Annotated in this window: 22 protein-coding genes and 1 tRNA gene; 16 read left to right on the forward strand and 7 right to left on the reverse strand. The window is 67.4% G+C overall.

The features are described 5' to 3' along the window. Nucleotides 1-31 precede the first annotated feature (31 nt). A complete protein-coding gene (locus QLH51_RS07265; RefSeq protein ID WP_125655828.1) occupies nucleotides 32-697 on the reverse strand; it encodes a prolyl hydroxylase family protein in 666 nt (221 codons plus the stop codon). A gap of 81 nt (nucleotides 698-778) precedes the next feature. Here QLH51_RS07265 and QLH51_RS07270 point away from each other — a divergent pair. Then, nucleotides 779-855, forward strand: a tRNA-His gene (locus tag QLH51_RS07270). Nucleotides 856-881: 26 nt separating this feature from the next. Beyond that, the gene (locus QLH51_RS07275; protein ID WP_164516091.1) at nucleotides 882-1,931 is read left to right on the forward strand and encodes a Glu/Leu/Phe/Val family dehydrogenase; all 1,050 of its coding nucleotides are present in this window, start codon (nucleotides 882-884) and stop codon (nucleotides 1,929-1,931) included. A gap of 9 nt (nucleotides 1,932-1,940) precedes the next feature. Here the strand turns inward: QLH51_RS07275 and QLH51_RS07280 are convergent, their stop codons facing one another. Together QLH51_RS07280 and QLH51_RS07285 are read right to left on the reverse strand one after the other, a co-directional pair. Next, nucleotides 1,941-3,716, reverse strand: a complete 1,776-nt coding sequence (locus tag QLH51_RS07280) for a cation:proton antiporter domain-containing protein (RefSeq protein WP_125655825.1) — start codon at nucleotides 3,714-3,716, stop codon at nucleotides 1,941-1,943. A 104-nt stretch (nucleotides 3,717-3,820) separates the two neighbouring features. Next, on the reverse strand, nucleotides 3,821-5,041 hold the full coding sequence (locus QLH51_RS07285; protein ID WP_125655823.1) for an NADP-dependent isocitrate dehydrogenase: 1,221 nt from the start codon (nucleotides 5,039-5,041) through the stop codon (nucleotides 3,821-3,823). Between the two features lie 132 nt (nucleotides 5,042-5,173). Between QLH51_RS07285 and QLH51_RS07290 the strand changes: the two genes are divergently transcribed. After that, a complete protein-coding gene (locus QLH51_RS07290; RefSeq protein WP_125655820.1) occupies nucleotides 5,174-5,905 on the forward strand; it encodes a phosphatidylserine decarboxylase in 732 nt (243 codons plus the stop codon). A 1-nt stretch (nucleotide 5,906) separates the two neighbouring features. After that, nucleotides 5,907-6,674: a CDP-alcohol phosphatidyltransferase family protein gene (locus tag QLH51_RS07295; protein ID WP_125655817.1), complete on the forward strand. Its 768-nt coding sequence runs from the start codon at nucleotides 5,907-5,909 to the stop codon at nucleotides 6,672-6,674. Here the strand turns inward: QLH51_RS07295 and QLH51_RS07300 are convergent. Further along, the gene (locus QLH51_RS07300) at nucleotides 6,637-6,861 is read right to left on the reverse strand and encodes a hypothetical protein (protein WP_125655814.1); all 225 of its coding nucleotides are present in this window, start codon (nucleotides 6,859-6,861) and stop codon (nucleotides 6,637-6,639) included. The two genes, QLH51_RS07295 and QLH51_RS07300, sit on opposite strands and share 38 nt — an antisense overlap. 257 nt (nucleotides 6,862-7,118) lie before the next feature. Here QLH51_RS07300 and rpsB point away from each other — a divergent pair, with 257 nt between their 5' ends. From rpsB to rpmE, 12 genes are all read left to right on the forward strand, one after another. After that, nucleotides 7,119-7,916 (forward strand): 30S ribosomal protein S2, encoded by a 798-nt coding sequence (gene rpsB, locus QLH51_RS07305; protein ID WP_125655811.1) that lies wholly within the window; start codon nucleotides 7,119-7,121, stop codon nucleotides 7,914-7,916. Between the two features lie 90 nt (nucleotides 7,917-8,006). Beyond that, a complete protein-coding gene (gene tsf / locus QLH51_RS07310; RefSeq protein ID WP_125655808.1) occupies nucleotides 8,007-8,942 on the forward strand; it encodes a translation elongation factor Ts in 936 nt (311 codons plus the stop codon). Nucleotides 8,943-9,082: 140 nt separating this feature from the next. Further along, entirely contained in the window at nucleotides 9,083-9,805 is a 723-nt protein-coding gene (pyrH, locus tag QLH51_RS07315) for a UMP kinase (protein ID WP_125655805.1), read from the forward strand. Nucleotides 9,806-9,823: 18 nt separating this feature from the next. Beyond that, nucleotides 9,824-10,381 (forward strand): ribosome recycling factor, encoded by a 558-nt coding sequence (gene frr, locus QLH51_RS07320; protein WP_125655802.1) that lies wholly within the window; start codon nucleotides 9,824-9,826, stop codon nucleotides 10,379-10,381. Nucleotides 10,382-10,434: 53 nt separating this feature from the next. Continuing rightward, nucleotides 10,435-11,142 carry an isoprenyl transferase gene (locus tag QLH51_RS07325; RefSeq protein ID WP_283514462.1) on the forward strand — a complete coding sequence of 236 codons (708 nt, stop codon included), beginning with the start codon at nucleotides 10,435-10,437 and terminating at the stop codon, nucleotides 11,140-11,142. After that, nucleotides 11,139-11,930: a phosphatidate cytidylyltransferase gene (locus QLH51_RS07330; RefSeq protein WP_206428894.1), complete on the forward strand. Its 792-nt coding sequence runs from the start codon at nucleotides 11,139-11,141 to the stop codon at nucleotides 11,928-11,930. Before QLH51_RS07325 ends, QLH51_RS07330 begins: the two co-directional genes overlap by 4 nt. Beyond that, complete coding sequence (locus QLH51_RS07335) at nucleotides 11,927-13,084, forward strand: 1-deoxy-D-xylulose-5-phosphate reductoisomerase (RefSeq protein WP_125655796.1); 1,158 nt, start codon at nucleotides 11,927-11,929, stop codon at nucleotides 13,082-13,084. Before QLH51_RS07330 ends, QLH51_RS07335 begins: the two co-directional genes overlap by 4 nt. Beyond that, nucleotides 13,081-14,214 carry a M50 family metallopeptidase gene (locus QLH51_RS07340; RefSeq protein WP_125655792.1) on the forward strand — a complete coding sequence of 378 codons (1,134 nt, stop codon included), beginning with the start codon at nucleotides 13,081-13,083 and terminating at the stop codon, nucleotides 14,212-14,214. The genes QLH51_RS07335 and QLH51_RS07340 overlap by 4 nt, the downstream gene beginning before the upstream one ends. Nucleotides 14,215-14,275: 61 nt before the next feature. Then, entirely contained in the window at nucleotides 14,276-17,038 is a 2,763-nt protein-coding gene (bamA, locus tag QLH51_RS07345; RefSeq protein WP_206428893.1) for an outer membrane protein assembly factor BamA, read from the forward strand. Further along, a complete protein-coding gene (locus QLH51_RS07350; RefSeq protein WP_125655789.1) occupies nucleotides 17,038-17,676 on the forward strand; it encodes an OmpH family outer membrane protein in 639 nt (212 codons plus the stop codon). Before bamA ends, QLH51_RS07350 begins: the two co-directional genes overlap by 1 nt. Before the next feature lie 3 nt (nucleotides 17,677-17,679). Then, entirely contained in the window at nucleotides 17,680-18,150 is a 471-nt protein-coding gene (gene fabZ / locus QLH51_RS07355) for a 3-hydroxyacyl-ACP dehydratase FabZ (RefSeq protein ID WP_125655787.1), read from the forward strand. 97 nt (nucleotides 18,151-18,247) lie between these two features. Next, complete coding sequence (rpmE, locus tag QLH51_RS07360) at nucleotides 18,248-18,478, forward strand: 50S ribosomal protein L31 (protein ID WP_055761384.1); 231 nt, start codon at nucleotides 18,248-18,250, stop codon at nucleotides 18,476-18,478. Between the two features lie 242 nt (nucleotides 18,479-18,720). Here rpmE and QLH51_RS07365 read toward each other — a convergent pair whose 3' ends face one another. From QLH51_RS07365 to QLH51_RS07375, 3 genes are all read right to left on the reverse strand, one after another. After that, nucleotides 18,721-21,015, reverse strand: a complete 2,295-nt coding sequence (locus QLH51_RS07365) for a beta-glucosidase family protein (RefSeq protein ID WP_125655784.1) — start codon at nucleotides 21,013-21,015, stop codon at nucleotides 18,721-18,723. Between the two features lie 71 nt (nucleotides 21,016-21,086). Then, nucleotides 21,087-21,773 (reverse strand): response regulator transcription factor, encoded by a 687-nt coding sequence (locus tag QLH51_RS07370; RefSeq protein ID WP_125655781.1) that lies wholly within the window; start codon nucleotides 21,771-21,773, stop codon nucleotides 21,087-21,089. A 1-nt stretch (nucleotide 21,774) separates the two neighbouring features. Further along, entirely contained in the window at nucleotides 21,775-24,441 is a 2,667-nt protein-coding gene (locus QLH51_RS07375; RefSeq protein ID WP_125655778.1) for a sensor histidine kinase, read from the reverse strand. Nucleotides 24,442-24,444 lie beyond the last annotated feature (3 nt).

The raw sequence follows: 24,444 nt of genomic DNA on the forward strand, positions 1-24,444 counted from the left end.
CCGTCGGCAGCGATGCCGGCGGCCCGTTCGCCTATCCCCAGGGGCGTTCGCGAAACCATTTGGTCAGGACATATTTGGTGCCGTCGCGCACCTTCATCCCGTGGTGGAGCGTCGCCGGATTGGGGCTGCCGTCGGGGCGCAGGTTGTTCCATGCCAGCAACTTGCCGGTTTCGGGCTGGACGATCTTGTCGATCGCCCTGAACCATGTCGCGCCACCCGCGCCGGGTTCGTTCAAGTACAGCATCACCGTCCATGTCCGGTTGCCGGCGACCGAGCAGTATCGCGCAAAGTCGCGGCCTTGCGGGTCGAAATAGTCGGTATGTGCCTTGAACTCCTGCCCCACGGCATAGCGTTGTCCCTGCAACGGTTCGCCATGCGCCGGATCGAGCCCGCAAAAGCCGTAGATCAGCGTTTCCGCGGCGGCGACGACCGGATCGGTCGAATCGAGGTCGCAGGTCTCGCTGGTGCGAAAGGTCGGGTCGCCATTGGCATCGGCGATGGTCGACGGCCGCCGCGTGGCGTCGATCCGTTCGATCAGCGCGGTGCACAGGTCGGCGGGAATCAGGCCGCGGCGGATGAACAGCGACAGCTTCGCACTCGGCACGCGCTGCACGCCGGGGCGGGCCATGATGTGGTCGATCACCGGCCCGGCGGGGAAGCCCGAGCCGGGCGTCGAGGGGGAAGGGGGCGGTTCCATGGGCGATTTTCTGCCAGAACGATTGTCGCGATGCCACTGCTTGACCGATGCGTCCCGCGCGGCTAATCGCGCCACTCCACGGCGACCGTAGTTCAATTGGTTAGAGCGCCGGCTTGTGATGCCGGAAGTTGCGGGTTCAAGTCCCGTCGGTCGCCCCATCCCTTACAGCGCTGGAGCCGCCGCCGTGCAGACCGATTGGGGCTATCCCGACTTCGACGATCACGAGGGTATCCACCTCTTTTCCGATCACCGGACCGGTCTGCGTTGCGTCATCGCCGTCCATTCGACCGCGCTCGGCCCGGCGGCGGGCGGCGTGCGCTTCTGGCGTTACGGCAGCAGCGATGCGGCGGTGACCGACGCGCTGCGCCTGTCGCGCGGCATGAGCTTCAAGAATGCGATGGCCGGGCTGCCGATGGGCGGTGGCAAGGGCGTGGTGCTGGCCCCCGAGGGCGGCGCGAAGACTCCGGACCTGCTGGCGGCGTTCGGTCGTGCGGTCGAATCGCTGGGCGGTCGCTATGTGACGGCCGAGGATGTCGGCATGTCGGAAGCCGACATGATAACCATTTCGGGATCGACCCGATATGTCTCGGGCCTGCCGGTCGCGGCGGGCAATGCCGGTGGCGATCCGGGGCCGTTCACCGCGATGGGCGTCTATCTGGGCGTGCGGGCGGCGGCGAAGCGCGCGCTGGGCAGCGACGACATGCGCGGCGTGCGCGTGGCGATCCAGGGCGTCGGTTCGGTCGGCGGCGGGCTGGCGCGGCTGCTGGCGCAGGACGGCGCGGTGCTGACGCTGGCCGATGTCAACGAAGCGCGCGCCGAAGCGCTGGCGAGCGAACTGGGCGCGACGACGACCGATCCCAGATCGGTGCTGACGCTCGACGCCGATATCGTCAGCCCCAATGCGCTGGGCGCGGTGCTTGACGAGACAACGATCGCGGCGCTCCGGTGCCGTGCGGTCGCGGGTGGCGCCAACAACCAGCTGGCGACGACAGCCGACGGCGCGCGCCTGCAGGATCGCGACATCCTGTATGCGCCCGATTACGTCATCAACGCGGGCGGCATCATCAACGTGGCGCTCGAATATCTCGGCCAGGGCGACCGCGCCGAAGTGGAAGCGCGCATCGCCCGTATCCCCGAGCGGCTGGTGCAGGTGTGGGACGAGAGCGACGCGAGCGGCAGGCCGCATTCCGACGTCGCCGACGCCATCGCCCGGCGGTTGATCGGGCGCGGCTGAGGCGCGAGCCTATACCGGATCGTCGATCCGGCGCAGGCGGCGGATGCGGGGTTCGCGTTCCAGATCGGCCTGTTCGCGGATCGTCTGGCGCAGTTCGTCGCGCTTCTCGTGGATCGATGCGATCACCGGGCCCATCGCCACGCCGAGGTCGACCAGTACCGCCTCCGACAGCTGCAGCGAGCTTTCGAGCGTTTCGGGGACGGCGTCGCTGACACCTGCGGCATAGAGTTCGGCGGCATGGGTCGCATCGCGCGCGCGGGCGAGGATGGTCAGCTTCGGCACCCAGCCGCGCACCCGCCGCGTCAGCCGCACGGTCAGCACCGGATCGTCCATCGTCAGCACCAGCGCCGACGCGCGGCCAAGGTCGAGCCGGTCGACCAGTTCGGAGCGGCTGACGTCGCCGAACAGGATCGGATGCCCCTCCGCCCGCGCCGTCGCGACATTGTCGATGTCGGAATCGACCGCGATATACGGCTTGCCATGGGTCTTGAGCATTTCGGCCACCAGCCGCCCGACCCGGCCGAAGCCGATGATGACGACGCGTGCCCCGACCGCGTCGACCGGCGCTTCTTCGGGCGAGCCGACGCGGCGCTCGATCCGGCGTGACGCACGCTTGCCGAGCGTCGCCAGCAGCGGCGTGATCGTCAGGCCGATGGCGGTGACCGTCTGCCAGAAGGCGGCGGTCGACGGCTGGATCAGCTGCGCCTGTGTTGCGGCGGCGAGCACGATCAGCGTCGTTTCCGACGGGCTCGACATCAGCAGCCCGGTTTCGGTCGCGGTACCGGGACGCACGCCGTTGATCCACAGCAGCCCGCCGGTCACCGCGGCCTTCAGCACCACCACCGCCGCGATCGCGCCGAGCAGTTCGCCCCAGTTGTCGGCGATCGTCGCGAGGTCGAGGCTCATGCCGACGGTAATCAGGAACACGCCCAGCGCCAGCCCCTTGAACGGCGCGGTGATGACCTCGACCTCGCTGTGATATTCGGTTTCGGCGATCAGCAGCCCGGCGAGCAGCGCGCCGACGATCGGCGACAGGCCGGCGGCGGTGGTGACTAGGCTGGCGACGATCACGACCAGCAGGCTGGCCGACAGGAACAGTTCGGGGCTCTTGGTCCGCGCCGCCTGTGCGAACAGCCGCGGCAGGAACAGCCGGCCGGCAGCATAGAGCCCGACGACGCTAAGGCCGCCCCACATCGCGGTGTTGGCCAGCCCGACCCACCCGTCGTCGGTCGCGGTCGGCGCCAGCGCACCCAGCGCGAAGATGATCGGGACGAGCGCCAGATCTTCGAACAGCAGCATCGAGAAGGCGGTGCGCCCGACCGGGCCGGTCGTCCCCGCCATCGGCAGCACCAGCGCGGTCGACGACAGCGCCAGCGCGAGCCCCAGCCCGATCGCCCCCGCCGTCGGCTGGCCCAGCAGCATCAGCCCGACGCCGATCAGCAGCCCAGATCCGAACAGTTCCGCCGCGCCCAGCCCGAACACCTGCCGCCGCATCGCCCAGAGCCGCTTGAACGACAGTTCCAGCCCGATCGAGAACAGCAGCAGCACGATGCCGAATTCGGCAAAGGGTTCGATCGAGTGACGGTCGGTGATGGTGATGTGGAACAGCCAAGGCGCCCGGTCGACCAGCGCGCCCAGCCCGAACGGCCCGACCAGTACCCCGACGAGGATGAACCCGATCACCGGGTTGACGCGAAACCGGGCGAAAGCGGGAATGACGAGCCCGGCGGCCCCAAGGATCACCAGCGAATCGCTGAACGGCGTCGAATCAATCGGCAATGGCATGCCGCCATTGTTGCGGATGCGGTACGGACGCGGCAACCGCCAATGCACGAACGGCGCCCATCCGGAAGGACGGACGCCGCGTACCGGTATCGCTGGAGCGGGACTTAGCCCTGCTTGCCCATCGCCGCTTCGAGGTTGACGCGGACCTGTTCGAAGAACTGCTCGGTCGTCATCCACGGCTGGTCCGGGCCGATCAGGATCGCGAGATCCTTGGTCATGTGGCCGGCCTCGACGGTCTCGATGCAGACGCGCTCCAGCGTCTCGGCGAACTGCGTCACCTCGGGCGTGTCGTCGAACTTGCCGCGATACTTCAGGCCGCCGGTCCATGCGAAGATCGACGCGATCGGGTTGGTCGAGGTCGCCTTGCCCTGCTGATGCTGGCGATAGTGGCGCGTGACGGTGCCATGCGCCGCTTCGGCCTCGATCGTCTTGCCGTCCGGCGACATCAGTACCGAGGTCATGAGGCCGAGCGAGCCGAAGCCCTGTGCGACCTGGTCCGACTGCACGTCGCCGTCATAGTTCTTGCAGGCCCAGACGAACTCGCCGTGCCACTTGAGCGCGCTGGCGACCATGTCGTCGATCAGGCGGTGCTGATATTCGATGCCGGCGGCCTGGAACTGGTCCTTGAACTCGGTCGCGAACACTTCCTCGAAAATGTCCTTGAACCGGCCGTCATAGGCCTTGAGGATCGTGTTCTTGGTCGACAGGTACACCGGCCAGCCGCGGCCGAGGCCGTAGTTCATAGACGCGCGGGCGAAATCGCGGATCGATTCGTCGAGGTTGTACATGCCCATGGCGACGCCGGCGGCGGGGAAGTCGAACACTTCCTCCTCGATCACCTGACCGTCGGTGCCTTCCCACTTCATGGTCAGCTTGCCGGCACCGGGGACCTTGAAATCGGTCGCCTTGTACTGATCGCCGAACGCGTGGCGGCCGACGACGATCGGCTTGGTCCAGCCCGGGATCAGGCGCGGCACGTTCGAGATGACGATCGGTTCGCGGAACACCACGCCGCCCAGGATGTTGCGGATCGTCCCGTTGGGCGAACGCCACATCTTCTTGAGGCCGAATTCCTCGACGCGTTGTTCGTCGGGGGTGATCGTGGCGCACTTCACGCCGACGCCGTACTTCTGGATCGCCTTGGCGCTGTCGACGGTGATCTTGTCGTCGGTCTCGTCGCGCTTCTCGATGCCGAGGTCGTAGTAATCGAGCTGGATGTCGAGATAGGGCTGGATCAGCCGTTCGCGAATCCATGCCCAGATGATGCGGGTCATCTCGTCGCCGTCGATTTCCACGACCGGGGTTTTGACCTTGATCTTCGCCATGCGCCTGCTCTCGATTTTGTTGCGATTGCGAGGGGCCTTACGGGGTCGCCGGCCCGCGATCAACCGCATGCCGCCGCCCACGGAAATGCAGGGCGGTTGTCAGCACGGCTCGCCTTGGGTACACCACGCTTCATGGCATCGCTCGAAAAGCCCGCGGTCGGCACCACGACCGTCAAGTGGCGCTGGCCCCCGGTTCATCCCGAAGGGCGCAAATACGTCCTCATCGCCGCCGTCGTCACCGCCTTCCTCGCCTTCATGGCGTGGGAGACGCTCGCGTGGCCGATGGGGCTGGTGACGCTGTGGGTCGCGTCGTTCTTCCGCGATCCGGTACGCACCACGCCGCAGGGCGACGGGCTGATCGTCGCGCCTGCCGACGGGCTGGTCACGATGATCCAGCGTGTCGAATTGCCGGTCGAGCTGCGCGGGCTCAACGGTCTGGGCGACCAGCCGCTGGTGCGGGTATCGATCTTCATGTCGGTGTTCGACGTGCATATCAACCGCACGCCGATCGCCGGCACGATCCGGCAGGTGGTCTATATCTCGGGCAAGTTCCTCAATGCCGACCTCGACAAGGCTAGTGACGAGAACGAACGCCAGCATATCGTCGTCGAAGGGCTGGATGGCCGGCGGGTCGGCTTTACCCAGATCGCGGGGCTGGTCGCGCGGCGGATCGTCGGGTTCGTGAAGCCCGGAGACTTCGTCGCGGCGGGGCAGCGGATCGGGCTGATCCGCTTCGGCAGTCGCGTCGACGTGTTCCTGCCGGAAGGGATCGAACCACAAGTGACGTTGGGTCAACGCAGCGTAGCGGGCGAGACGGTACTCGGCCGGCCGGGCCTGACCGCCGCCACCGGGATCACTCAGTAAGATGCGCCGTCCGCTCCCCGTCCGTGGTATTCCGCTCCGCGCGGTCGCCCCCAATGCCATCACCGCGCTGGCACTGTGTTCCGGCCTGACCGGCATCCGCTTCGCGATCGGCGGGGAATGGGAACGTGCCGTGCTGATGGTGCTGCTGGCCGGCGTGCTCGACGGGCTGGATGGCCGCGTCGCGCGGCTGGTGCGAGGCGAAAGCCGCTTCGGGGCCGAGCTGGACTCGCTGTCGGATGCGATCTCGTTTGGCGTGTCGCCGGCGCTCATCATGTATCTGTGGGCGCTGCTGGCCGAACCGCGGGTCGGCTGGATCGTGTCGCTGATCTATGCGGTGTTCACCGCGCTGCGCCTTGCCCGCTTCAATGCGCGCATCGACGTCGCGGAGCAGCCGCACAAGTCGGCCGGGTTCCTTACGGGGATTCCGGCACCCGCCGGGGCGGGGCTGGCGATGCTGCCGCTCTATGCGTGGATCTGGACCGACCTCGAATGGTTCCGGTCGCCATGGGTGGTGGCGCCATGGGTCGCGTTCGTCGCGTTCCTGATGGTATCGAGCCTCGCCACGTTCAGCTGGTCGTCGCTCAAGCTACGCCGCAACATCCGCTTCGAAGCGATGGCGGGCGTGGTGATCGTCGCGGCGGCACTGGTTTCGGCACCGTGGCAGACGCTGAGCGTGGTATGCGTCGCCTATCTGGCGACGCTCCCGTTCAGCATTCGCAGCTATGCTAAGGTCAGGCGGCAGCGCGAAGCGGCTGTGCCGCGACCGTAACGACGCGCTGGCGGATCACGCCGCGACGCGAGGTCAGGTGTACCGGCGGCAGCGGGTCGATCGTCCATTCCGGGCCGCGCAGCAGCAGGCGGAGAATGCGGTCCCGTGCCGGGAGCAGGGTGCCGACCAGCGTCGCGATCACGACGATAAAGGCGAAAGCGAACAACGCAGAAACGAACAGGGCCATCTCGAAACTCCCCGATACCAATGCGACCGGTTAAAATCGCATTCATCACAACCAGTTGCGACGAATGTGGTTCCACGGTCCGTATCTGAGCCCTGTATGTTCCCATATCGTTCCGCCGTCAAGTCTTGATCGTTACGCTGACGTGCGCTAAGGGCGCCGTTCTCAACCCCACATGGGAAGCGCTCATACCGGTGCCCGGGCCTTTGGCCTGACAAGGGTTCCAGCTTCCCAGAGGAACAACCGGAAGGAATTATCCTATGGCGGCACCCGTCGTCACCATGCAGGCGCTGCTCGAATCGGGCGCGCATTTCGGCCACCAGACCCACCGCTGGAACCCGAAGATGAAGCCGTACATCTTCGGCGATCGTAACGGTGTCCACATCCTCGACCTGTCGCAGACCGTGCCGCTGTTCGCGCGCGCGCTGGAGTTCGTGTCGTCGACCGTCGCGTCGGGCGGCAAGGTGCTGTTCGTCGGCACCAAGCGCCAGGCGCAGGAGCCGATCGCCGAGGCTGCGCGCAAGTCGGGCCAGCATTTCGTCAACCATCGCTGGCTGGGCGGGATGCTCACCAACTGGAAGACGATCAGCAACTCGATCAAGCGTTTGAAGGCGCTCGAAGAGCAGCTGTCGGGCGACACGCACGGCCTGACCAAGAAGGAAGTGCTGAACCTGACGCGCGAGAAGGACAAGCTGGAGCTGTCGCTCGGCGGTATCCGCGATCTGGGTGGCATTCCCGACATCATGTTCGTGATCGACGCGAACAAGGAAGAGCTGGCGATCAAGGAAGCCAACACGCTGGGTATCCCGGTCGTCGCGATCCTCGATTCGAACGTGTCGCCGGACGGCATCGCCTTCCCGGTCCCCGCCAATGACGACGCCAGCCGCGCGATCCGTCTGTACTGCGAAGCCATCGCGATCGCCGCTACCCGTGGCGGCCAGCAGGCGATGGCGCAATCGGGCCGCGACCTGGGCGCGATGGACGAGCCGCCCGCCGAGGAAGCGCTGACCACCGAGCAGCCCGAAGCCGCGCAGCCGGAAGCCGCGGTCGAAGCGTAAGCTGTCACGGAACTGACGTGCGGGCGGGGCAGGGCGGAAACCGCGCTGCCTCGCCCGCAAGCATATCGAACACCAATCAGGAGCCAAGCCATGGCAGAAGTTACCGCCGCCGCCGTCAAGGAACTGCGTGAGCGCTCGGGCGCCGGCATGATGGACTGCAAGAAGGCGCTGTCCGAGAATAACGGTGACATGGAAGCCGCCGTCGACTGGCTGCGCACCAAGGGCCTCGCCGCCGTCGCCAAGAAGTCGAGCCGGACCGCGGCCGAGGGTCTGGTCGGCGTCGCCGTCGCCGGGACCAAGGGTGTCGCCATCGAGGTTAACAGCCAGACCGACTTCGTCGCGAAGAACGACCAGTTCCAGAGCTTCGTGCGCGACGTCGTCGCCATTGCGCTGGAAAAGGGCGACGACGTCGAGGCGCTCAAGGGCCAGGCGATGCCGAACGGCGGCACCGTCGAGGATGCGCTGGTCGCCAACATCTCGACCATCGGCGAGAACCAGGTGCTGCGTCGCGCGAAGGCCGTCGAAGTCGCCCAGGGCGCGGTGGTCCCGTACGTCCACAACGCCGCCGCGCCGGGTCTCGGCAAGATCGGCGTGCTGGTCGCGCTGGAATCGGACGCAGGTGTCGACGTGCTGGAGCCGCTGGGTAAGCAGATCGCGATGCACATCGCCGCTGCCTTCCCGCTGGCGCTGTCGGTCGAGACGCTGGACGCCGAGATCGTGGAACGCGAAGCCGCGATCCTGCGCGAGAAGAACGCGGAGAAGATCGTCGGCAAGTCGCCCGAGGTCGCCGAGAAGATCCTCAACGGCCCGATCGAGAAGTTCAAGAAGGAGAACGCGCTGCTGACCCAGGCGTTCGTCATGGATGGCAAGACGCCAGTCGCCGACGTCGTCGCCAGTGCCGCGAGGGATGCCGGCACGACCATCGTGCTGAAAGACTATGTCCGCTTCCAGCTCGGCGAAGGCATCGAGAAGGAAGAGACCGACTTCGCCGCCGAAGTCGCCGCGACGGCCGGCCTGACCAAGTAAGGTCGCCGTTCGACGCCGTCGCGGGCCGCGAGGGGGTTTCCCTTCGCGGCCCGTTTCGGTTCGGCATAAGGTCGCTTGGCTTTGCGGACGGTCGCGGCTAGGGTCCGCCGCGCTTCCGATAGACCAACTTCGCAGGTTCCATGACCCGTCCACGCTTCAATCGTATCCTTCTGAAACTGTCCGGCGAAGTGCTGATGGGATCGGGTCAGTTCGGCATCGACCCCGCGATGTGCGACCGCGTCGCCCGCGAGATCAAGGCCGCACGGGGCGAGGGGCATGAGGTCTGCGTCGTCGTCGGCGGCGGCAACATCTTCCGCGGTGTCGCAGGGGCCGCGCAGGGTTTCGAGCGGGCCAGCGCCGATTACATGGGCATGCTGGCGACCGTCATGAACGCGCTGGCGATGCAGAACGCGCTGGAGCAGATCGGCGTCGAGACCCGTGTCCAGTCGGCGATCCCGATGGCGTCGGTGTGCGAACCCTATATCCGCCGCCGCGCCGTCCGCCACATGGAGAAGGGCCGTGTCGTGATCTTCGCCGCCGGCACCGGCAGCCCGTTCTTCACCACCGACACCACCGCCGCGCTTCGTGCCGCCGAAATGGGCTGCGAGGCACTGTTCAAGGGCACCAGCGTCGACGGTGTCTATGACGCCGACCCCAAGAAGGTGCCGACCGCCAAGCGCTACGACACGCTGGGCTTCGGCCGGGTGCTGGCCGACGACCTGAAGGTCATGGACGCTTCGGCCGTGGCGCTGTGCCGCGACAACAACATCCCGATCGTCGTCTTCAACATCCGCGACGAAGGCAACCTCGCCGCCGTGCTGGCGGGTGATGGCGTGTCAACGATCGTCCAGAACAACGCTTGAATCAGAAGGAAGTCGGTTATGGCCGCATATAACAAGGCCGATCTGGAGCGCCGCATGGCGGGCGCCGTGGAATCACTCAAGGGCGATCTGGGCGGCCTGCGCACCGGGCGCGCGTCGGTGTCGCTGCTCGATCCGGTGACGGTCGAAGTCTATGGTGCGCACATGCCGCTGAACCAGGTCGCGACCGTTTCCGCGCCCGAGCCGCGGATGCTGTCGGTGCAGGTGTGGGACAAGTCGAACGTCGGTCCCGCGGACAAGGCGATCCGTTCGGCCGGCCTCGGCCTCAATCCGATCGTCGATGGTCAGACGCTGCGCCTGCCGATCCCCGACCTGACCGAGGAGCGCCGCAAGGAGCTGGCGAAGCTGGCCGGGAAATATGCCGAATCCGCGCGCATCGCGGTGCGTAACGTGCGGCGCGACGGCATGGAAGGCCTGAAGACCGATGAGAAGAAGGGCGTGTATTCGGAAGACGAGCGCAAGCGCCACGAAACCGAAGTCCAGAAGCTGACCGACGCGACGATCGCCGACATCGACCATGCGGCCGAGTCCAAAGAGAAGGAAATCCTCGGCAAGTGACGTCGTTCGCCGCACGTTCCCCGGCTTCGGCGGACGACCGCGCGGATCCGGGTCTGCCTCTTGCCGTCGCCGTTCCCCGCCATGTCGCGATCATCATGGACGGCAATGGTCGCTGGGCGAAGGCCCGGCGCCTGCCGCGGATCGCCGGGCATCGGCAGGGCGTGGAGGCGGTGCGCCGAATCACGCGTGCGGCGCGCGAACAGGGCATCGAGGCGCTGACGCTCTACGCCTTCTCCTCGGAAAACTGGCGGCGACCGGAGGAAGAGATTGGCGACCTGATGGGGTTGCTGCGGCACTTCCTGAAGAGCGAGATCGACGAACTGGCGCGCGAGGGGGTGCGGCTGCGCATCCTCGGCAACTACCGCGTATTGAAGCCCGATCTGGTCAAGCTGATCGACGATGCTGTCGCGCGGACGGCGGTGAATACCGGACCGATCCTGGCGATCGCGCTGAACTATGGCGCGCAGGCCGAACTGGTCGCGGCCGCGCGGCGGCTGGCGGAGAAGGTCGCGGCGGGCATGCCGGTGTCGGCGATCGACGAGGCGGCGATCGACCATGAACTCGATACCGCCGGGTTGCCGCCGCTCGACCTGATGATCCGCACGTCGGGCGAGCAGCGGCTGTCGAACTTCCTGTTGTGGCAGGCGGCCTATGCCGAGCTGCTGTTCGTCGACACGCTGTGGCCCGATTTCGACGGGGCGGCACTGGCCGAGGCGATCGCCGCCTATGGCCGGCGCCAGCGCCGCTTCGGCGGCCTGTGACGATCGATCCCGTCGCACGGCGCAAGTCGGACCTTGCGACCCGGACGCTGGCCAGCGTCGGGATGATCGCGGTCGCGGCGTCGACGCTGTGGCTGGGCGGGTTCGCCTTCTGGCTGCTGGTGGCGCTGGGCACGTTGTTCATGATGGCCGAATGGGCCGACCTTCACAAAGTATCGCGCGAGCACAAGCGGCTGGCGCAGCTGGCGCTGGTCGTCCCGCTGGCGATCCTGTCGCCGCTGGCGGCGGGGGCGAGTTTCCTCGCGCTCGGGCTGATCGTCGGCGCGGCGTTCTTCGTGGTCATCACGACCAGATCGCCGGCACTGGCGCGCGGCATCGTCTATTGCGGGCTGCCGGCGCTGGCGGTCGTGTTCCTGCGCGAACGGAGCGACGGGCTGCTGCTCGCCTTCTGGGCGATGGCGCTGGTGTGGGCATGCGACATCGGGGCCTATTTCGCCGGCCGTTCGATCGGCGGGCCGAAGCTGGCGCCGACGATCAGTCCGAACAAGACCTGGGCGGGGCTGATCGGCGGGGTCCTTGCCGCCGCAGCGCTGGGCGGCGTGCTGCAATATGCTGGCCTGCCGCTGCACCTCGCGCTGGCGACGCCGTTGCTGGCGGCGCTGGCGCAGGCGGGCGATCTGTACGAGAGCCAGTTGAAGCGTGCGGCGGGCGTCAAGGATTCGGGCAACGTGCTGCCCGGCCATGGCGGGGTGATGGACCGGCTCGACGGACTTGTCCCGGTCGCCCCGGCGGCGGGGTTGATGGTTTTGGCGGGATTATACTGGGCATGAAGCGGGTCAGCATTCTTGGCGCGACCGGATCGGTCGGCACGTCGACGCTCGACCTGATCGAACGCGCACCGGGCAATTTCACGGTCGAGGCGTTGACCGCCCACCGCGACGTTACGAAGCTGGCGGCGGCGGCGAAGCGGGTCGGCGCGCGGCTGGCCGTGGTCGGCGACGAAGCCTGCCTGCCGGTGCTACGCGACCTTCTGGCCGATAGCGGGATCGAGGCGGCGGGGGGCACGCAGGCGGTGATCGATGCCGCCGCGCGCCCGGTCGACTGGACCATGGCGGCGATCGTCGGCACCGCCGGGCTGAAGCCGGTGATGGCGGCGCTGGCCCGCGGGGGCGCGGTCGCGCTGGCCAACAAGGAAGCCCTGGTCTCGGCGGGTGAGGTGATGATGGCGGCGGCGCGTCAGGCCGGCACCACGTTGTTGCCGGTCGACAGCGAGCATAACGCGGTCTTCCAGTGTCTCGACGACTGTCCGCCCGAGCGCATCCGCCGGATCATCCTGACCGCGAGCGGCGGCCCGTTCCGCGAACGCTCGCTGGCCGAGATGCGAGCGATCACGCCGGAACAGGCGGTGGCGCATCCGAACTGGTCGATGGGTGCCAAGATTTCGGTCGATTCGGCGACGATGATGAACAAGGGCCTCGAACTGATCGAGGCCTATCACCTGTTCCCGGTGTCGGTTGAACAGCTCGACGTGCTGGTCCATCGCCAGTCGGTGATCCATTCGATGGTCGAATATGTCGACGGGTCGACGCTGGCGCAGCTGGGGTCGCCCGACATGCGCGTGCCCATCGCCCATGCGCTGGCATGGCCCGACCGGATGGAGACGCCGTGCGAGCGGCTGGACCTCGCGCGGATCGGGCGGCTGGATTTCGAGGCGCCGGACATGGTGCGCTTTCCCGCGCTCGCGCTGGCGCGGTCGGCGCTGGCGGCGGGTGGCGGGCGGCCTGCGATCCTGAACGCCGCGAACGAGGTGGCGGTGGCCGCGTTTCTCGATCGCCGGATCGGCTTCCTCGAAATTGCCGCAATCGTTTCGGATGTTCTCGACCGCTTCGACCCGCCGGGTCCGCAGACGCTCGACGCCGTGCTGGCGATCGATGCGCAGGCGCGGGCATTGGCGGGCGAGCGTGTGAAGGATTGCGCCGCTTGATCGAATCCCCGGGATTGCTGGTTACCGTCGTCGCGTTCCTGCTGGTGCTGGGGCCGCTCGTGTTCGTGCACGAGCTCGGCCATTATGCTGCCGGGCGCTGGTTCGGGGTGAAGGCGGAGGAATTCTCGGTCGGCTTCGGCCGCGAGATCGCCGGCTTCACCGACCGTCGCGGTACCCGGTGGAAATTCGGTTGGCTGCCGCTGGGCGGGTATGTCCGCTTCGCCGGTGACATGAACCCCGCATCGCAACCCGACGCCGAATGGCAGCAACTGTCGCCCGAGGAGCGCGCCCGCACCTTTCAGGCAAAGCCGGTGTGGCAGCGCGCGATCATCGTCGCGGCGGGGCCGGCGGTGAACCTGATCCTCGCAGTGCTCATCCTCGGCGGCTTCGCCGCGGCGTATGGCGTCGACCGGACGCCGGCGACGATCGGCGGCGTGTTGCAGGGGAGCGCGGCGGACCGCGCCGGGCTGCGTCCCGGCGATCGCATCGCCGCGCTGGACGGGCGCGGCATCGATACCTTCGCCGACCTGTCGTTCTTTACCGCAATGCGGCCGGGCGAGGCGGTGAAGGTCGATTACGTCCGCGGCGGTACGGCACGCCGGACCGACGCCGTGATCGGCGCAGTGATGCAGCGCGACCGCTTCGGCAACGAAGCCAGGATCGGTCGCTTCGGCATCGAACGCGGCAAGCCGGTCTATGCGCCGCTACCGCTATGGGAAGCGCCGGTCTATGGCGCGGGAATGGTCGGGACGATCCTGCGCGGCACGCTCGACGGGCTGGGGCAGATCATCACCGGCCGCCGGTCGATGGAGGAGATGGGCGGCCCGCTGCGCATCGCCAAGGCGTCGGGCGAGCAACTGTCCCTGGGGTGGCCGGCACTGGTCACCTTTGTCGCGTTCGTTTCGATTAATCTGGGATTCATCAACTTGTTGCCAGTTCCGATGCTGGATGGCGGCCATCTGATGTTCTACGCGATCGAGGCGGTGAAGCGCGGGCCGGTGCGCCCGCAGACGATGGAATGGGCGTTCCGCGGCGGATTGGCGCTGTTGCTCGCATTGATGATATTCGTCACGGTGAACGATCTGGGGGCGTTCGGCGTGTGGCGTGGGCTGGCCGGCTTGATCGGCTGACGCGGTTAGGGCAGGGCGCAATCGTCCTGGGTGAAAAGTTCCTCCGGTTGGGGTGGGTTTGGTGACGGCAAGCAAGTATTCGATTTTTGGCGTGCGCGGTGTCGCGCTGCTCGCGGGCACGATGCTCTCGAGCACGACGGCGTTCGCGCAGGCCCGGACCGCGCCCGCCGCCGCCCCGGCCCCGCAGACACCGGCGGCACAGGCCCCTGCGGTGCCCGCCACCCCGGTGCGTACCATCCGGTCGCTGCGCGTCGAGGGGTCGCAGCGGATCGAGCCCGACACGGTGCTGTCCTATACCAAGCTGCGCGTCGGCATTCCGTACACCGCGGAAACGCTCGATCAGGCGATCAAGGACCTGCTGGCGTCGGACCTGCTGGCCGACGTCACGATCGAGGGTGTCGAGACGGGCGACATCATCGTCCGCGTGCGCGAGAACCCGATCATCAACCGCGTGGTGCTGGAGGGCAACAAGCGGCTGAAGGACGACAAGATCACCAAGGAGATCAAGCTCGCGCCGCGGCAGATCTTCACCCGCACCGCCGTTCGTGCCGACATCGCCCGCATCGTCGAGCTGTACCGCCGCCAGGGCCGCTTCGCCGCGAATGTCGAGCCCAAGATGGTCATGCTCGACCAGAACCGCGTCGACGTGATCTTCGAGATTCAGGAAGGTGCCAAGTCCAAGGTCCGCCAGATCAACATCCTCGGCAACGAGGTGTTCAGCGACAGCGACCTGCGCAGCGAGATGGCGACGAAGGAATCGCGGCCGTGGCGCATCTTCAGCTCCGCGACCAGCTACGATCAGGATCGTCTGGCCTATGACCAGCAGAAGCTGCGCCAGTTCTACCTGACCAACGGCTATGCCGATTTCCGCGTCATCTCGGCGGTTGCCGAACTGACGCCGGACAAGGAAGATTTCATCATCACGTACGTGGTGGAGGAAGGCGATCGCTACAAGTTCGGGGACGTGGGCGTAGAAAGCGCGATCCGCGACTTCGACAACGCCTCGCTGACCAAGACGCTGCCGATGAAGAAGGGCGATTGGTACAACGCCAAGCAGGTCGAGGACACCGTCGACCAGCTGAGCGAATATGCCGGCCTGTTCGGTTATGCCTTTACCGACGTCCGTCCGGAATTCGTGCCCGATCGCGAAAACCACACGATGGCGATCACGTTCTTCCTGAACGAAGCCAACCGGACCTATGTCGAGAAGATCGACATTACCGGCAATACCCAGACGCAGGACCGCGTCATCCGCCGCGAATTCCGCGTCGCGGAGGGCGACGCGTTCAACGCGTTCCTGATCAAGCGGTCGCAGGACCGCATCAACTCGCTCGGCTATTTCCAGGACAAATTCGAGATCGAGCGCAAGGAAGGCTCGTCGCCCGACCGCATCGTGCTGGCCGCGAACGTCGAGGAAAAGTCGACCGGCGAACTGACGCTGTCGGCCGGCTTCTCCAGCCTCGAGCGCTTCATTATCCAGGCATCGATCCGCCAGCGCAACTTCCGCGGCAAGGGGCAGGACCTTCAGGCGAGCGTCAACTATTCGACCTATCAGAAGTCGATCGAACTGGGCTTCACCGAACCCTATCTGTTCGACAAGAACATCGCGCTGGGCGGCACGATCTTCCGTCGCGACCTCAATTCGTTCAACTTCCTCGGCACCGGTCGCAACTCGCTCTATTCGCAGGTTTCGACCGGCGGACAGGTGGTCGCCAGCGTCCCGCTGACTGAATTCTGGACGTTGTCGGGCCGCTATCAGCTGAGCCAGGACGACGTGACCCTCGACGAAGGTCAGTATTACACCAACGGCGTCTGCGACCCGCTGCGGGCCGGACGCTATCTGTGCGACTCGATTGGCAACCGCCTGACCAGCATGGTCGGTGCGAACCTGATCTTCGACAACCTCAACAACCGCCTGCGGCCGTCGCGCGGACAACGGCTGGTGACCGGACTCGACTTTGCCGGTCTGGGCGGGGACGTGCGCTTCGCGCGGGTGCGCGGCGATTTCGACAAATACTGGAACGTCGGCGGGTTCATCCTGTCGGCCGGGGTCGAGGGCGGATACATCCACTCGCTGCAAAAGAGCCCGGGCAACGGAATCGACCCGGTTCGCATCGTCGACCGCTTCTATCTGGGCGAGCCGCAGTTCCGCGGGTTCGACATCCGCGGCGTCGGTCCGCGCATCCAGCGGCAGCAATATAGCGGTTCGGTCGCCGGCGGTGACCAGACGCTGGTCACCGCGCGCGACCAGGTGCTGAACGATCCGCTGGGCGGTAAGGCCTATTATCTCGGCAAGATCGAACTCGAACCGCCGCTCGGTTCGGGCATCGCCGAACTGGGACTGCGGCCGTCGGTCTTCATCCAGGCCGGCGCGCTGTTCGGCGTCACCCGGCCGCGGCCGACCGTGGCGTTCGAACAGGCGCGCAACGCCGACGGGACGTTTCAGTTCAACAAGGATGGCTCGCCCTCGCTGCTGCCGTTCACGCAGCGTGCGACGATCAACGGGCTGCAGTTGTACAACAACCAGTTCACCGACGCGTCGGGTCAGGCCGCGTTCCGCCAGACGACCTGCTCGGTCGGCTATTCGGCGACGGTGGGCGGCACCTGCGCAGGCGGTGAGACCAACGCTATCGCCGTCAACACGACGCAGCCGTTCCTCGAACAGTTCCTCGGCGACTCTGCCCGGCCGCGTCTGTCGATCGGTATCGGCGTCAACTGGAATTCGCCGTTCGGCCCGCTGCGCATCGACCTTGCCAAGGCGTTGCTGAGCCAGCCCGGCGACGACAAGAAACTCATCACTTTCAACGTAGGAACCCAATTCTGATGCGTAGCTTCACCAAGGCGGCTGTTGCCGCATTCGTCTTTGCCCTTCCGACCGCGCCGGCCTTCGCGCAGGCGCTGCCCGACGCCAAGATCGCCGTCGTCGATTCCGAGCGGATCTTCCGCGACTGCAACGCGTGCAAGGCGGCGACCACGCAGTTGCAGGCACAGCGCACCCAGCTCCAGTCGCTCGCGACCTCGCTCGGCCAGCCGCTCCAGACCGAAGCGCAGTCGCTGCAGACCGCCGTCACCGCCGCCAAGGGCACGCCGGACGCCGCGCTCCAGACGCGCATCCGCACCTTCGAACAGCGCCAGCAGCAGGCGCAGCAGCAGATCGGCCAGCAGGAACAGCAGGTCCAGCGCAACATCGCCTATGTTCGCGAGCAGATCGGCACCCGCCTCGGCCCGATCATCAGCCAGATCGCGCAGCAGCGCGGCGCGACGCTGGCCGTCGACAAGGGCAGCAGCTTCTACAACGCGCCGGCGACCGAGATCACCGACGCGGTGCTGGCCTCGCTCAACTCGCAGCTGCCGAGCGTCAGCGTGACCGCCCCGGCACAGGCTGCCCCGGCGGCAGCCGCACCGGCCGCTGCCGGTACGCGCCCGGCCGCAGGCGCACGTCCGGCCCCGACGGGTCGCTGACACATGGACGGGGAAGCGACTTCGATCGGACCGCTCGACATCACGCGCGTGATGGCGTCGATCCCGCATCGCTATCCCATGTTGCTGGTCGACCGTGTCGCGGAACTCGTTCCCGACCGGTCGATCACCGCGATCAAGGCGGTGACGATCAACGAGAGCTTCTTCCAGGGGCATTTCCCGGGTCGTCCGATCATGCCGGGCGTGCTGATCGTCGAGGCGCTGGCGCAGGCCGCCGGGATCCTCGCGGTCGAGAGCCTGGGCCTCGCCGGGTCGGGCAAGCTGGTATATTTCATGTCGATCGACGGCGTGAAGTTCCGCAAGCCGGTCGAACCCGGCGTGCTGCTGACGCTGGAAGCGGAGTTCCTGCAAAAGCGGGCGCGGGTCTGCAAGTTCGCGGGGAAAGCGCGGATCGACGGCGAGCTTGCCGCCGAGTGCGAGTTCACCGCGATGATCGCCGATCCGCCCAAGGGCTGATCGGTCGCGGCAACATTGCCTTTCCGGGCGCGTCCGTGTACGGGCGCGCCTTCCTGTTCCAGGGCTGGTCGGAACCAGCCGCTTGTGGAGAAGACCGATGAAGAAAGAGACGCACCCCGACTACCACACCATCAAGGTCCAGATGACCGATGGCACGGTGTTCGAAACCCGCTCGACTTGGGGCAAGGAAGGCGATCTGATGACGCTGGACATCGATCCGCTGGCGCACCCGGCATGGACCGGCGGCCGCGGCCAGATGCTGGATTCGGGTGGTCAGGTCGCACGCTTCAACAAGCGTTTCGGCGGTCTCTCGCTCGGCAAGAAGTAACGCGCTAGCGGCAGAACGCCGCTTCGAACGTTCCGGAAAGGGCCGCGGTGGCGTTTGCTGCCGCGGCCCTTTTGTCGTTTACGGCAATATGCTGGTCATTCCTGCGAAGACGGGAATCCATAGCCGCTGACGTTTCGACCGGAGCCGTGACATCAGCGTGTATGGACTCCCGCCGTCGCGGGAGTGACGAGCTTGCGTTGGACGAGCCGAGGATGCCAGTTTTTGGGATACCCGGCCGTGGGTCAGCGCCCGCGCTTGTCGAGCGTAGTCGCGGCGAGACGCACGGTCGCCCGCCGGGCGATATCGGTCGCGGAATGCGCCAGCAGCAGTTGATAATCGCCGCCCGCGATCTTCCAGCCGCGGGTCGTGCTGTCGAACGTCGCCAGCAACCGGGGATCGATCGTCAGGCTGATCGTCCGGCTCTCGCCCGGTGCCAGATCGACCTTCGAGAAACCGCCTAGCCGCTTGGGCGCTTCCCAACCGGTACCGGCGACGTAGAGCTGTGCCAGCCCCTTGCCGCGGACCTTGCCGGTGTTGGTGATGGTAAAGCGCGCCTGCACGGTCTTGCCGGCCGGTGTCGCGGTCAGGCCGTGCAGCGCGAAGCTGGTATAGGACAGGCCATGACCGAACGGGAACAGCGGCCTGGCGCCGGTGCGGTCGAACCATTTGTACCCGACCGCCGCCCCTTCGATGTCGTAATTGCCCATCGGATGCGAATCGCGGTCGAGCTTTGGATCGCCCTCGATCACCGGACGCGGCAACTGCGACAGCGCGGCGGGGAAGGTCGCGGGGAGGTGGCCCGAGGGATTGACCTCACCGGTCAGCACGCGGGCGATCGCCTCGCCGCCCGAGGTGCCCGGATACCATGCCGCCAGCACCGCGCCGACCTTGCCCAGCCACGGCATCAGCACCGGGCCGCCGGCTTCGAGCACGACCACCGTCCGCTTGTTGGCGCGCGCGACGGCGTCGATCAGCGCGTCCTGGTTGTCGGGCAGGTTCAGGTCCGGCGCATCGATCGATTCGCCGGTCCATTGTTCGCCGAACACGATCACGACATCGGCCTTGCGCGCTGCCGCTGCCGCTGCCTTGGCGTCCTTGCCATCGAGATAGGTGACCGTCGCGCGGGTGCGGGCCTGCAACGCCTTCATCGGTGAAGACGGGTGGTAGAGCCTGGGGCCGGGAAAGCCGCCGGGAAACTCGTCGGGGACGGCAAGGCCGTTGACCGGGCCGCCGTGGGGATAGACCTGGCTCGACCCGCCACCCGACAGGACGCCGACATCGGCGTGTGCGCCGATCAGCAGGATCGATCTGGCGGTGCCGGCGAGCGGCAGGAGCCCGGCGCTGTTCTTCAGCAGGACGATGCCTTCTTCGGCATCCGCGCGGGTGACGGCGGCGTGGGCGGCATAATCGATCGTCGTCGCGCGGTCGCCCGCCACCGGCCTGTCGAACAGGCCGTTGTCGAACATCGCCCACAGGATACGGCGGGCCATGTCGGTCGCGCGATCCTGCGACACATAGCCGTTGTTCACCGCCTCGCGCAGCGCGTCGGCGAAATAGGGCGAGCGATCGAATGCCCAGCCCGATTGCTGGTCGAGCCCGGAATTGGCGGCCTGCGTCGTCGAATGGGTCGCGCCCCAGTCCGACATGACGAACCCCTTGTAGCCCCAGTCCTGCTTCAGCGTCTGGTTGAGCAGCCAGTCATTCTCGCACGCGTAGAAGCCGTTGACGCGGTTATAGGCGCACATCACCGATCCCGGATTGCCGGTTTCCAGCGCGATCTCGAACGCCAGCAGGTCCGACTGGCGCGCGGCCTGTTCGCCGATGCGGTGGTCGATGTTGAAGCGGTTCGTCTCCTGCCCGTTGAAAGCGAAGTGCTTCATCGTCGACACGACGTTCTGCGACTGGATGCCCTTGATCTCGCGACCGGTGATTATGCCGGCGAGCAGCGGGTCCTCTCCGCCATATTCGAAGTTCCGCCCGTTGCGCGGTTCGCGCATCAGGTTCATGCCGCCGGCGAGCTGGACGTTGAAGCCCGACAGATACGCCTCGTTCCCGATCATCGCGCCGCCCGCTTCGGCAAGGTCGGGGTTCCACGTCGCGGCGGTGGCGATGCCCGACGGAAGCGAGGTGCGCAGCCGCGGCGTGGCGCTGCGCTGGGTAGCGACGCCGATACCGGCATCGGTCTGCCACTGGCTGGGGATGCCAAGGCGCGGGATGCCGGGGACGATGCCGGCGGAATCGGGCAGGCCGTCCCTGGGCATCTGCCAGTTCTTGATCGGGCTGCGCTGCCATTCGGCCGTGGTCGAGAAATAGCCGAAGGTCAGCTGCAGCTTCTCGTCGAGCGTCATCTCCCTGAGCACCAGCTCGGTTCGCGCGGACGAGTCCAGCGCCGGGTTCATCCACGGGCGCTGCTGCGGGCCGTCGGTGGGTCCGGCGGCAGCTTTGGGCGCGTTGTTGGTCGTCTGGGCGAGGGCGGGGGCGGCAATGGCGAGCAGGGCGGTGCCGAGCAGCAGCGCGGGACGACGAAGGACGTGCATCGGGGACTTTCTGAACGGATGAACGTTCACAATCGCAGCGTCCCCGGCGTTTGTCGATACCGGTCGCGCAGCTATCCGTCGGCGCGCAGGCGGTAGCCGACGCCGAGTTCGTTGGCGATCACGCTGCCGATCGCGCCCGGCGGCTCCAGCTTCTGGCGAAGGTTGCGGATGATGATGCGCAGATATTCGATGCGCGGGTCCTCGCCGCCGCTCCAGCAGGTGGTGAGGATGCGATCATGGGTGACGACGCGACCAATATGGCGGGCGAGCAGGCCCAGCACGTCATATTCCTTGCGGGTCAGATGCAGGTCGGTGTCGCCGCGGCGCACGGTACGGGTGTCGAAGTCGATGGTCAGGTCGCCGCGGCGGACGATGTGCGGCGGTGCCCCGGAGCGTTCGCGGTGGCGCAACGCCACGCGCAGCCGCGCGAGCAGTTCGTCGGTGTCGAACGGCTTGGTCACGAAATCGTCGGCGCCGAGGTCGAGCGCGGTCACCTTTTCCTCCACCGCGTCGCGGGCGGAGACGACGAGGATCACCGCTTCGCCCGCCGCGCGAAGCAAGGGGATCAGGCCGAGCCCGTCACGGTCGGGCAGGCCTAGGTCGAGTAGTACCGCATCGGGATGCCCGGCCGCCGCGTGGCGCAGCGCGGTCCTGCCATCGCCCGCCTCGATCACGTCATGGCCCGCGCGTACCAGCGTGTTGCGCAGCAGGCGGCGAATGGCGGCGTCGTCGTCGACGACGAGAATCCGGGCGGGCATGTCAGGCGAGGCTTTCGGGCAGGGGATCGCGGACGATCAGCGCGGCGGGGAAGATCAGGGTGAAGGCGGCACCGCTGGTATCTGCGCGGTTGCCGGCCTCTACGTCCAGCCCCATGGCTTCGGCAAAGGCCTTGACGATGGCGAGGCCGAGGCCGGTGCCGCCGGCGACGCGATCCGACCCTTCGAGCCGGCGGAAGGTTTCGAACACTTCGCCCTCGCGTCCCGGCGGCAGGCCGGGGCCATGGTCGAGGACGGCGAGGCGCAGTTCGCCGAAGCGGTTGCGCCCCTCCACCACGATCCCGGTCCCCGGATCGCCATAGCGGCCGGCATTGTCGAGCAGGTTGAGGAGGCAATGGTGCAGCAGCTGCGGATCGACGCGCACCAGCGGCAGGTCGGGCGGCACGTCGAGGCGCACGTCGTGCCCCTCCAGCGCGCGCCGGGCATCATGGGCAGCACCGGCGACCGCGTCGCCGAGGTCGGTCGCCTCGACGTTCAGCTTCAGTGCGCCGGCCTCGACCCGCGCCATGTCGAGCAGGTTGGCGACGAAGCGGTTGAGGCGTGCCGCCTCGCTCTCGATCGTGCCGATCAGTTCGGGGGTGGCGCCGTCGCGCAGCTGTGCGGCGGCGGCGATGACAGCGGTCAGCGGGGTGCGCAGGTCGTGGCTGACCGAGGACAGCAGCGCCGCGCGCAGCCGGTCGCGGGTGCGCACGACATCGACGTCGCGCATCTCCGCCTGCAAGCGCAGCCGTTCGAGCACCAGCGCCGACTGATCGACCAGGCTGCTGAGCAGCGGCAGGCGGTCGGCCCGCACCGGATCGCCGCCCGCTTCGTTCGCGACGCCGAGGACGCCCAACACCCGGTCGCCCACCTTGAGCGGCTGGAACAGCCATTCGGACGCGGCGAGCGTGCCCGATCCCTTGCCGGCGGGCGATCCGGTGTCGAACGCCCACCGGGCCGCGGCGAGGTCCATCGTGTCGAGCCGGTAGCCGGGGTCGCTGGCGGCGAGCACGTCGAGCGACCCGCCGGGCGCGGCGGACAGCAGCACGACCTGCACCTGCAACAGCCGGCGCAGATCGTCGCAGATCATCTGTGCCGCCACGTCGCGGTCGTTGACGGCGGCGATCTGGCGCACGAACCCGGCGAGCGTGGCGTTGGTCCGCGCGCCGGCGGTCGCAAGGTCGGCCTGTGCCCGGACGCGGCCGGTCAGCTGGCTGGTGGCGAAGGCGATGCCGAGCAGCACGAAGACCGAGAGGATATTCTCAGGATTGTTCACGCTGAACGTGCCGACCGGCGGCAGGAAGAAGAAGTTGTAGGCGAGGCTGGAGACGAGGCCGGCGTAGAGGCCGGTGCGCAGCCCGTACAGGCTGGCGGCGACCATCACCGGCAACAGGTACAGCAGCGCGACGTTGCCGAGGTCGAGGATGTGGAACAGCGCGGTGGCGATGCCGGTGATCGCGGCGACGAGGAAGGTCGTCACCGCATATCCGACCGGCGTGCCCGGCTGGCGATGGCGACGACCGGCCACGCGGCCGGCATCGGACGCGGCGGGCATCGGCAGGACGTGGACCGTGACGCCGGGTGTGTCGCGGATCAGCCGATCGACTACCGACCCGTGGCGCAGTTCGAACCAGCGCGAGCGGTGCGACTTGCCGATCACCAGCTGCGTGGCGCGGGCGTCGGTCAGGAACGACTGGATACCCTCCACGGCATTGGGGGCGGGGACGGTGGCGACGGCGGCGCCCAGCTGTGCGGCCAGCGTCATGGTCGCGGCGAGACGGGCATGGTCTTCGTCGGTGAACTGGGCGGTGCGCGGGGTGTCGACGAACAGCGCGGTCCACGGGCCCCGCAGGCCGTCGGCGACCCGCTTGGCGGCACGGACCAGCGCGTCGCAGCCGGGCAGTTCGTTGATCGCCACGACGATGCGGTCGCCGCCCGCCCATGTCCCGCCCAGGCCCAGCGCGCGGACGTCGTCGAGCATCCGTGCATCGACCGCCTGCGCCGCGCGCCGCAGCGCCAGTTCGCGCAGCGCCGACAGGTTGGATTTGGAGAAGAAATGGCCGAGCGCACGGGTCGCTTCCTGCGGGAGATAGACCTTGCCCGCCTTCAACCGCTCGATCAGTTCGTCGGGCGGGATGTCGACGACCTCGATCTCCGCCGTTTCGAACACGCTGTCGGGGACGGTTTCGCGGACCCGGACGCGGGTGAAGCTGGCGACGACGTCGTTCAGGCTCTCGACGTGCTGGATATTGACCGTCGAATAGACGTCGATCCCGGCGGCGAGCAGCTCGGCGACATCCTGATGCCGCTTCGGATGGCGGCTGCCCGGCGCATTGGTGTGGGCGAGCTCGTCGACCAGCACCAGCCGCGGCGCGCGGGCGAGGATCGCGTCGAGGTCCATCTCCCGCAGGGTCCGGCCTTCGTACGCGACCTCGCGGCGCGGCACGATTTCGTGGCCACGGGTCAGCGCCTCGGTCTCGGTGCGGCCGTGCGTTTCGACCACGCCGATGACGACGTCGACCCCGTCGCGGCGGCGGGCCATGCCCTCCGACAGCATTTCACAGGTCTTGCCGACCCCCGGCGCGGCACCGAGGAAGATCTTCAGCCGCCCCCGTCCTTCCTGCGCCGCCGCGCGCAACAGCGCTTCGGGATCGGGACGGCGTGGCTGCATCGG

Source organism: Sphingomonas sp. 2R-10 (assembly GCF_030062225.1).
Classification (GTDB): Bacteria; Pseudomonadota; Alphaproteobacteria; order Sphingomonadales; family Sphingomonadaceae; genus Sphingomonas.

What these genes read in the sequence shown, in the direction of transcription:
- QLH51_RS07265 (WP_125655828.1), bottom strand. Translation starts at nt 697, where the DNA reads ATGGAACCGCCCCCTTCCCCCTCGACGCCCGGCTCGGGCTTCCCCGCC.
- QLH51_RS07280 (WP_125655825.1), bottom strand. Translation starts at nt 3,716, where the DNA reads ATGCCATTGCCGATTGATTCGACGCCGTTCAGCGATTCGCTGGTGATC.
- QLH51_RS07285 (WP_125655823.1), bottom strand. Translation starts at nt 5,041, where the DNA reads ATGGCGAAGATCAAGGTCAAAACCCCGGTCGTGGAAATCGACGGCGAC.
- QLH51_RS07290 (WP_125655820.1), top strand. Translation starts at nt 5,174, where the DNA reads ATGGCATCGCTCGAAAAGCCCGCGGTCGGCACCACGACCGTCAAGTGG.
- QLH51_RS07295 (WP_125655817.1), top strand. Translation starts at nt 5,907, where the DNA reads ATGCGCCGTCCGCTCCCCGTCCGTGGTATTCCGCTCCGCGCGGTCGCC.
- QLH51_RS07300 (WP_125655814.1), bottom strand. Translation starts at nt 6,861, where the DNA reads ATGGCCCTGTTCGTTTCTGCGTTGTTCGCTTTCGCCTTTATCGTCGTG.
- rpsB (WP_125655811.1), top strand. Translation starts at nt 7,119, where the DNA reads ATGGCGGCACCCGTCGTCACCATGCAGGCGCTGCTCGAATCGGGCGCG.
- tsf (WP_125655808.1), top strand. Translation starts at nt 8,007, where the DNA reads ATGGCAGAAGTTACCGCCGCCGCCGTCAAGGAACTGCGTGAGCGCTCG.
- pyrH (WP_125655805.1), top strand. Translation starts at nt 9,083, where the DNA reads ATGACCCGTCCACGCTTCAATCGTATCCTTCTGAAACTGTCCGGCGAA.
- frr (WP_125655802.1), top strand. Translation starts at nt 9,824, where the DNA reads ATGGCCGCATATAACAAGGCCGATCTGGAGCGCCGCATGGCGGGCGCC.
- QLH51_RS07335 (WP_125655796.1), top strand. Translation starts at nt 11,927, where the DNA reads ATGAAGCGGGTCAGCATTCTTGGCGCGACCGGATCGGTCGGCACGTCG.
- QLH51_RS07350 (WP_125655789.1), top strand. Translation starts at nt 17,038, where the DNA reads ATGCGTAGCTTCACCAAGGCGGCTGTTGCCGCATTCGTCTTTGCCCTT.
- fabZ (WP_125655787.1), top strand. Translation starts at nt 17,680, where the DNA reads ATGGACGGGGAAGCGACTTCGATCGGACCGCTCGACATCACGCGCGTG.
- rpmE (WP_055761384.1), top strand. Translation starts at nt 18,248, where the DNA reads ATGAAGAAAGAGACGCACCCCGACTACCACACCATCAAGGTCCAGATG.
- QLH51_RS07365 (WP_125655784.1), bottom strand. Translation starts at nt 21,015, where the DNA reads ATGCACGTCCTTCGTCGTCCCGCGCTGCTGCTCGGCACCGCCCTGCTC.
- QLH51_RS07370 (WP_125655781.1), bottom strand. Translation starts at nt 21,773, where the DNA reads ATGCCCGCCCGGATTCTCGTCGTCGACGACGACGCCGCCATTCGCCGC.
- QLH51_RS07375 (WP_125655778.1), bottom strand. Translation starts at nt 24,441, where the DNA reads ATGCAGCCACGCCGTCCCGATCCCGAAGCGCTGTTGCGCGCGGCGGCG.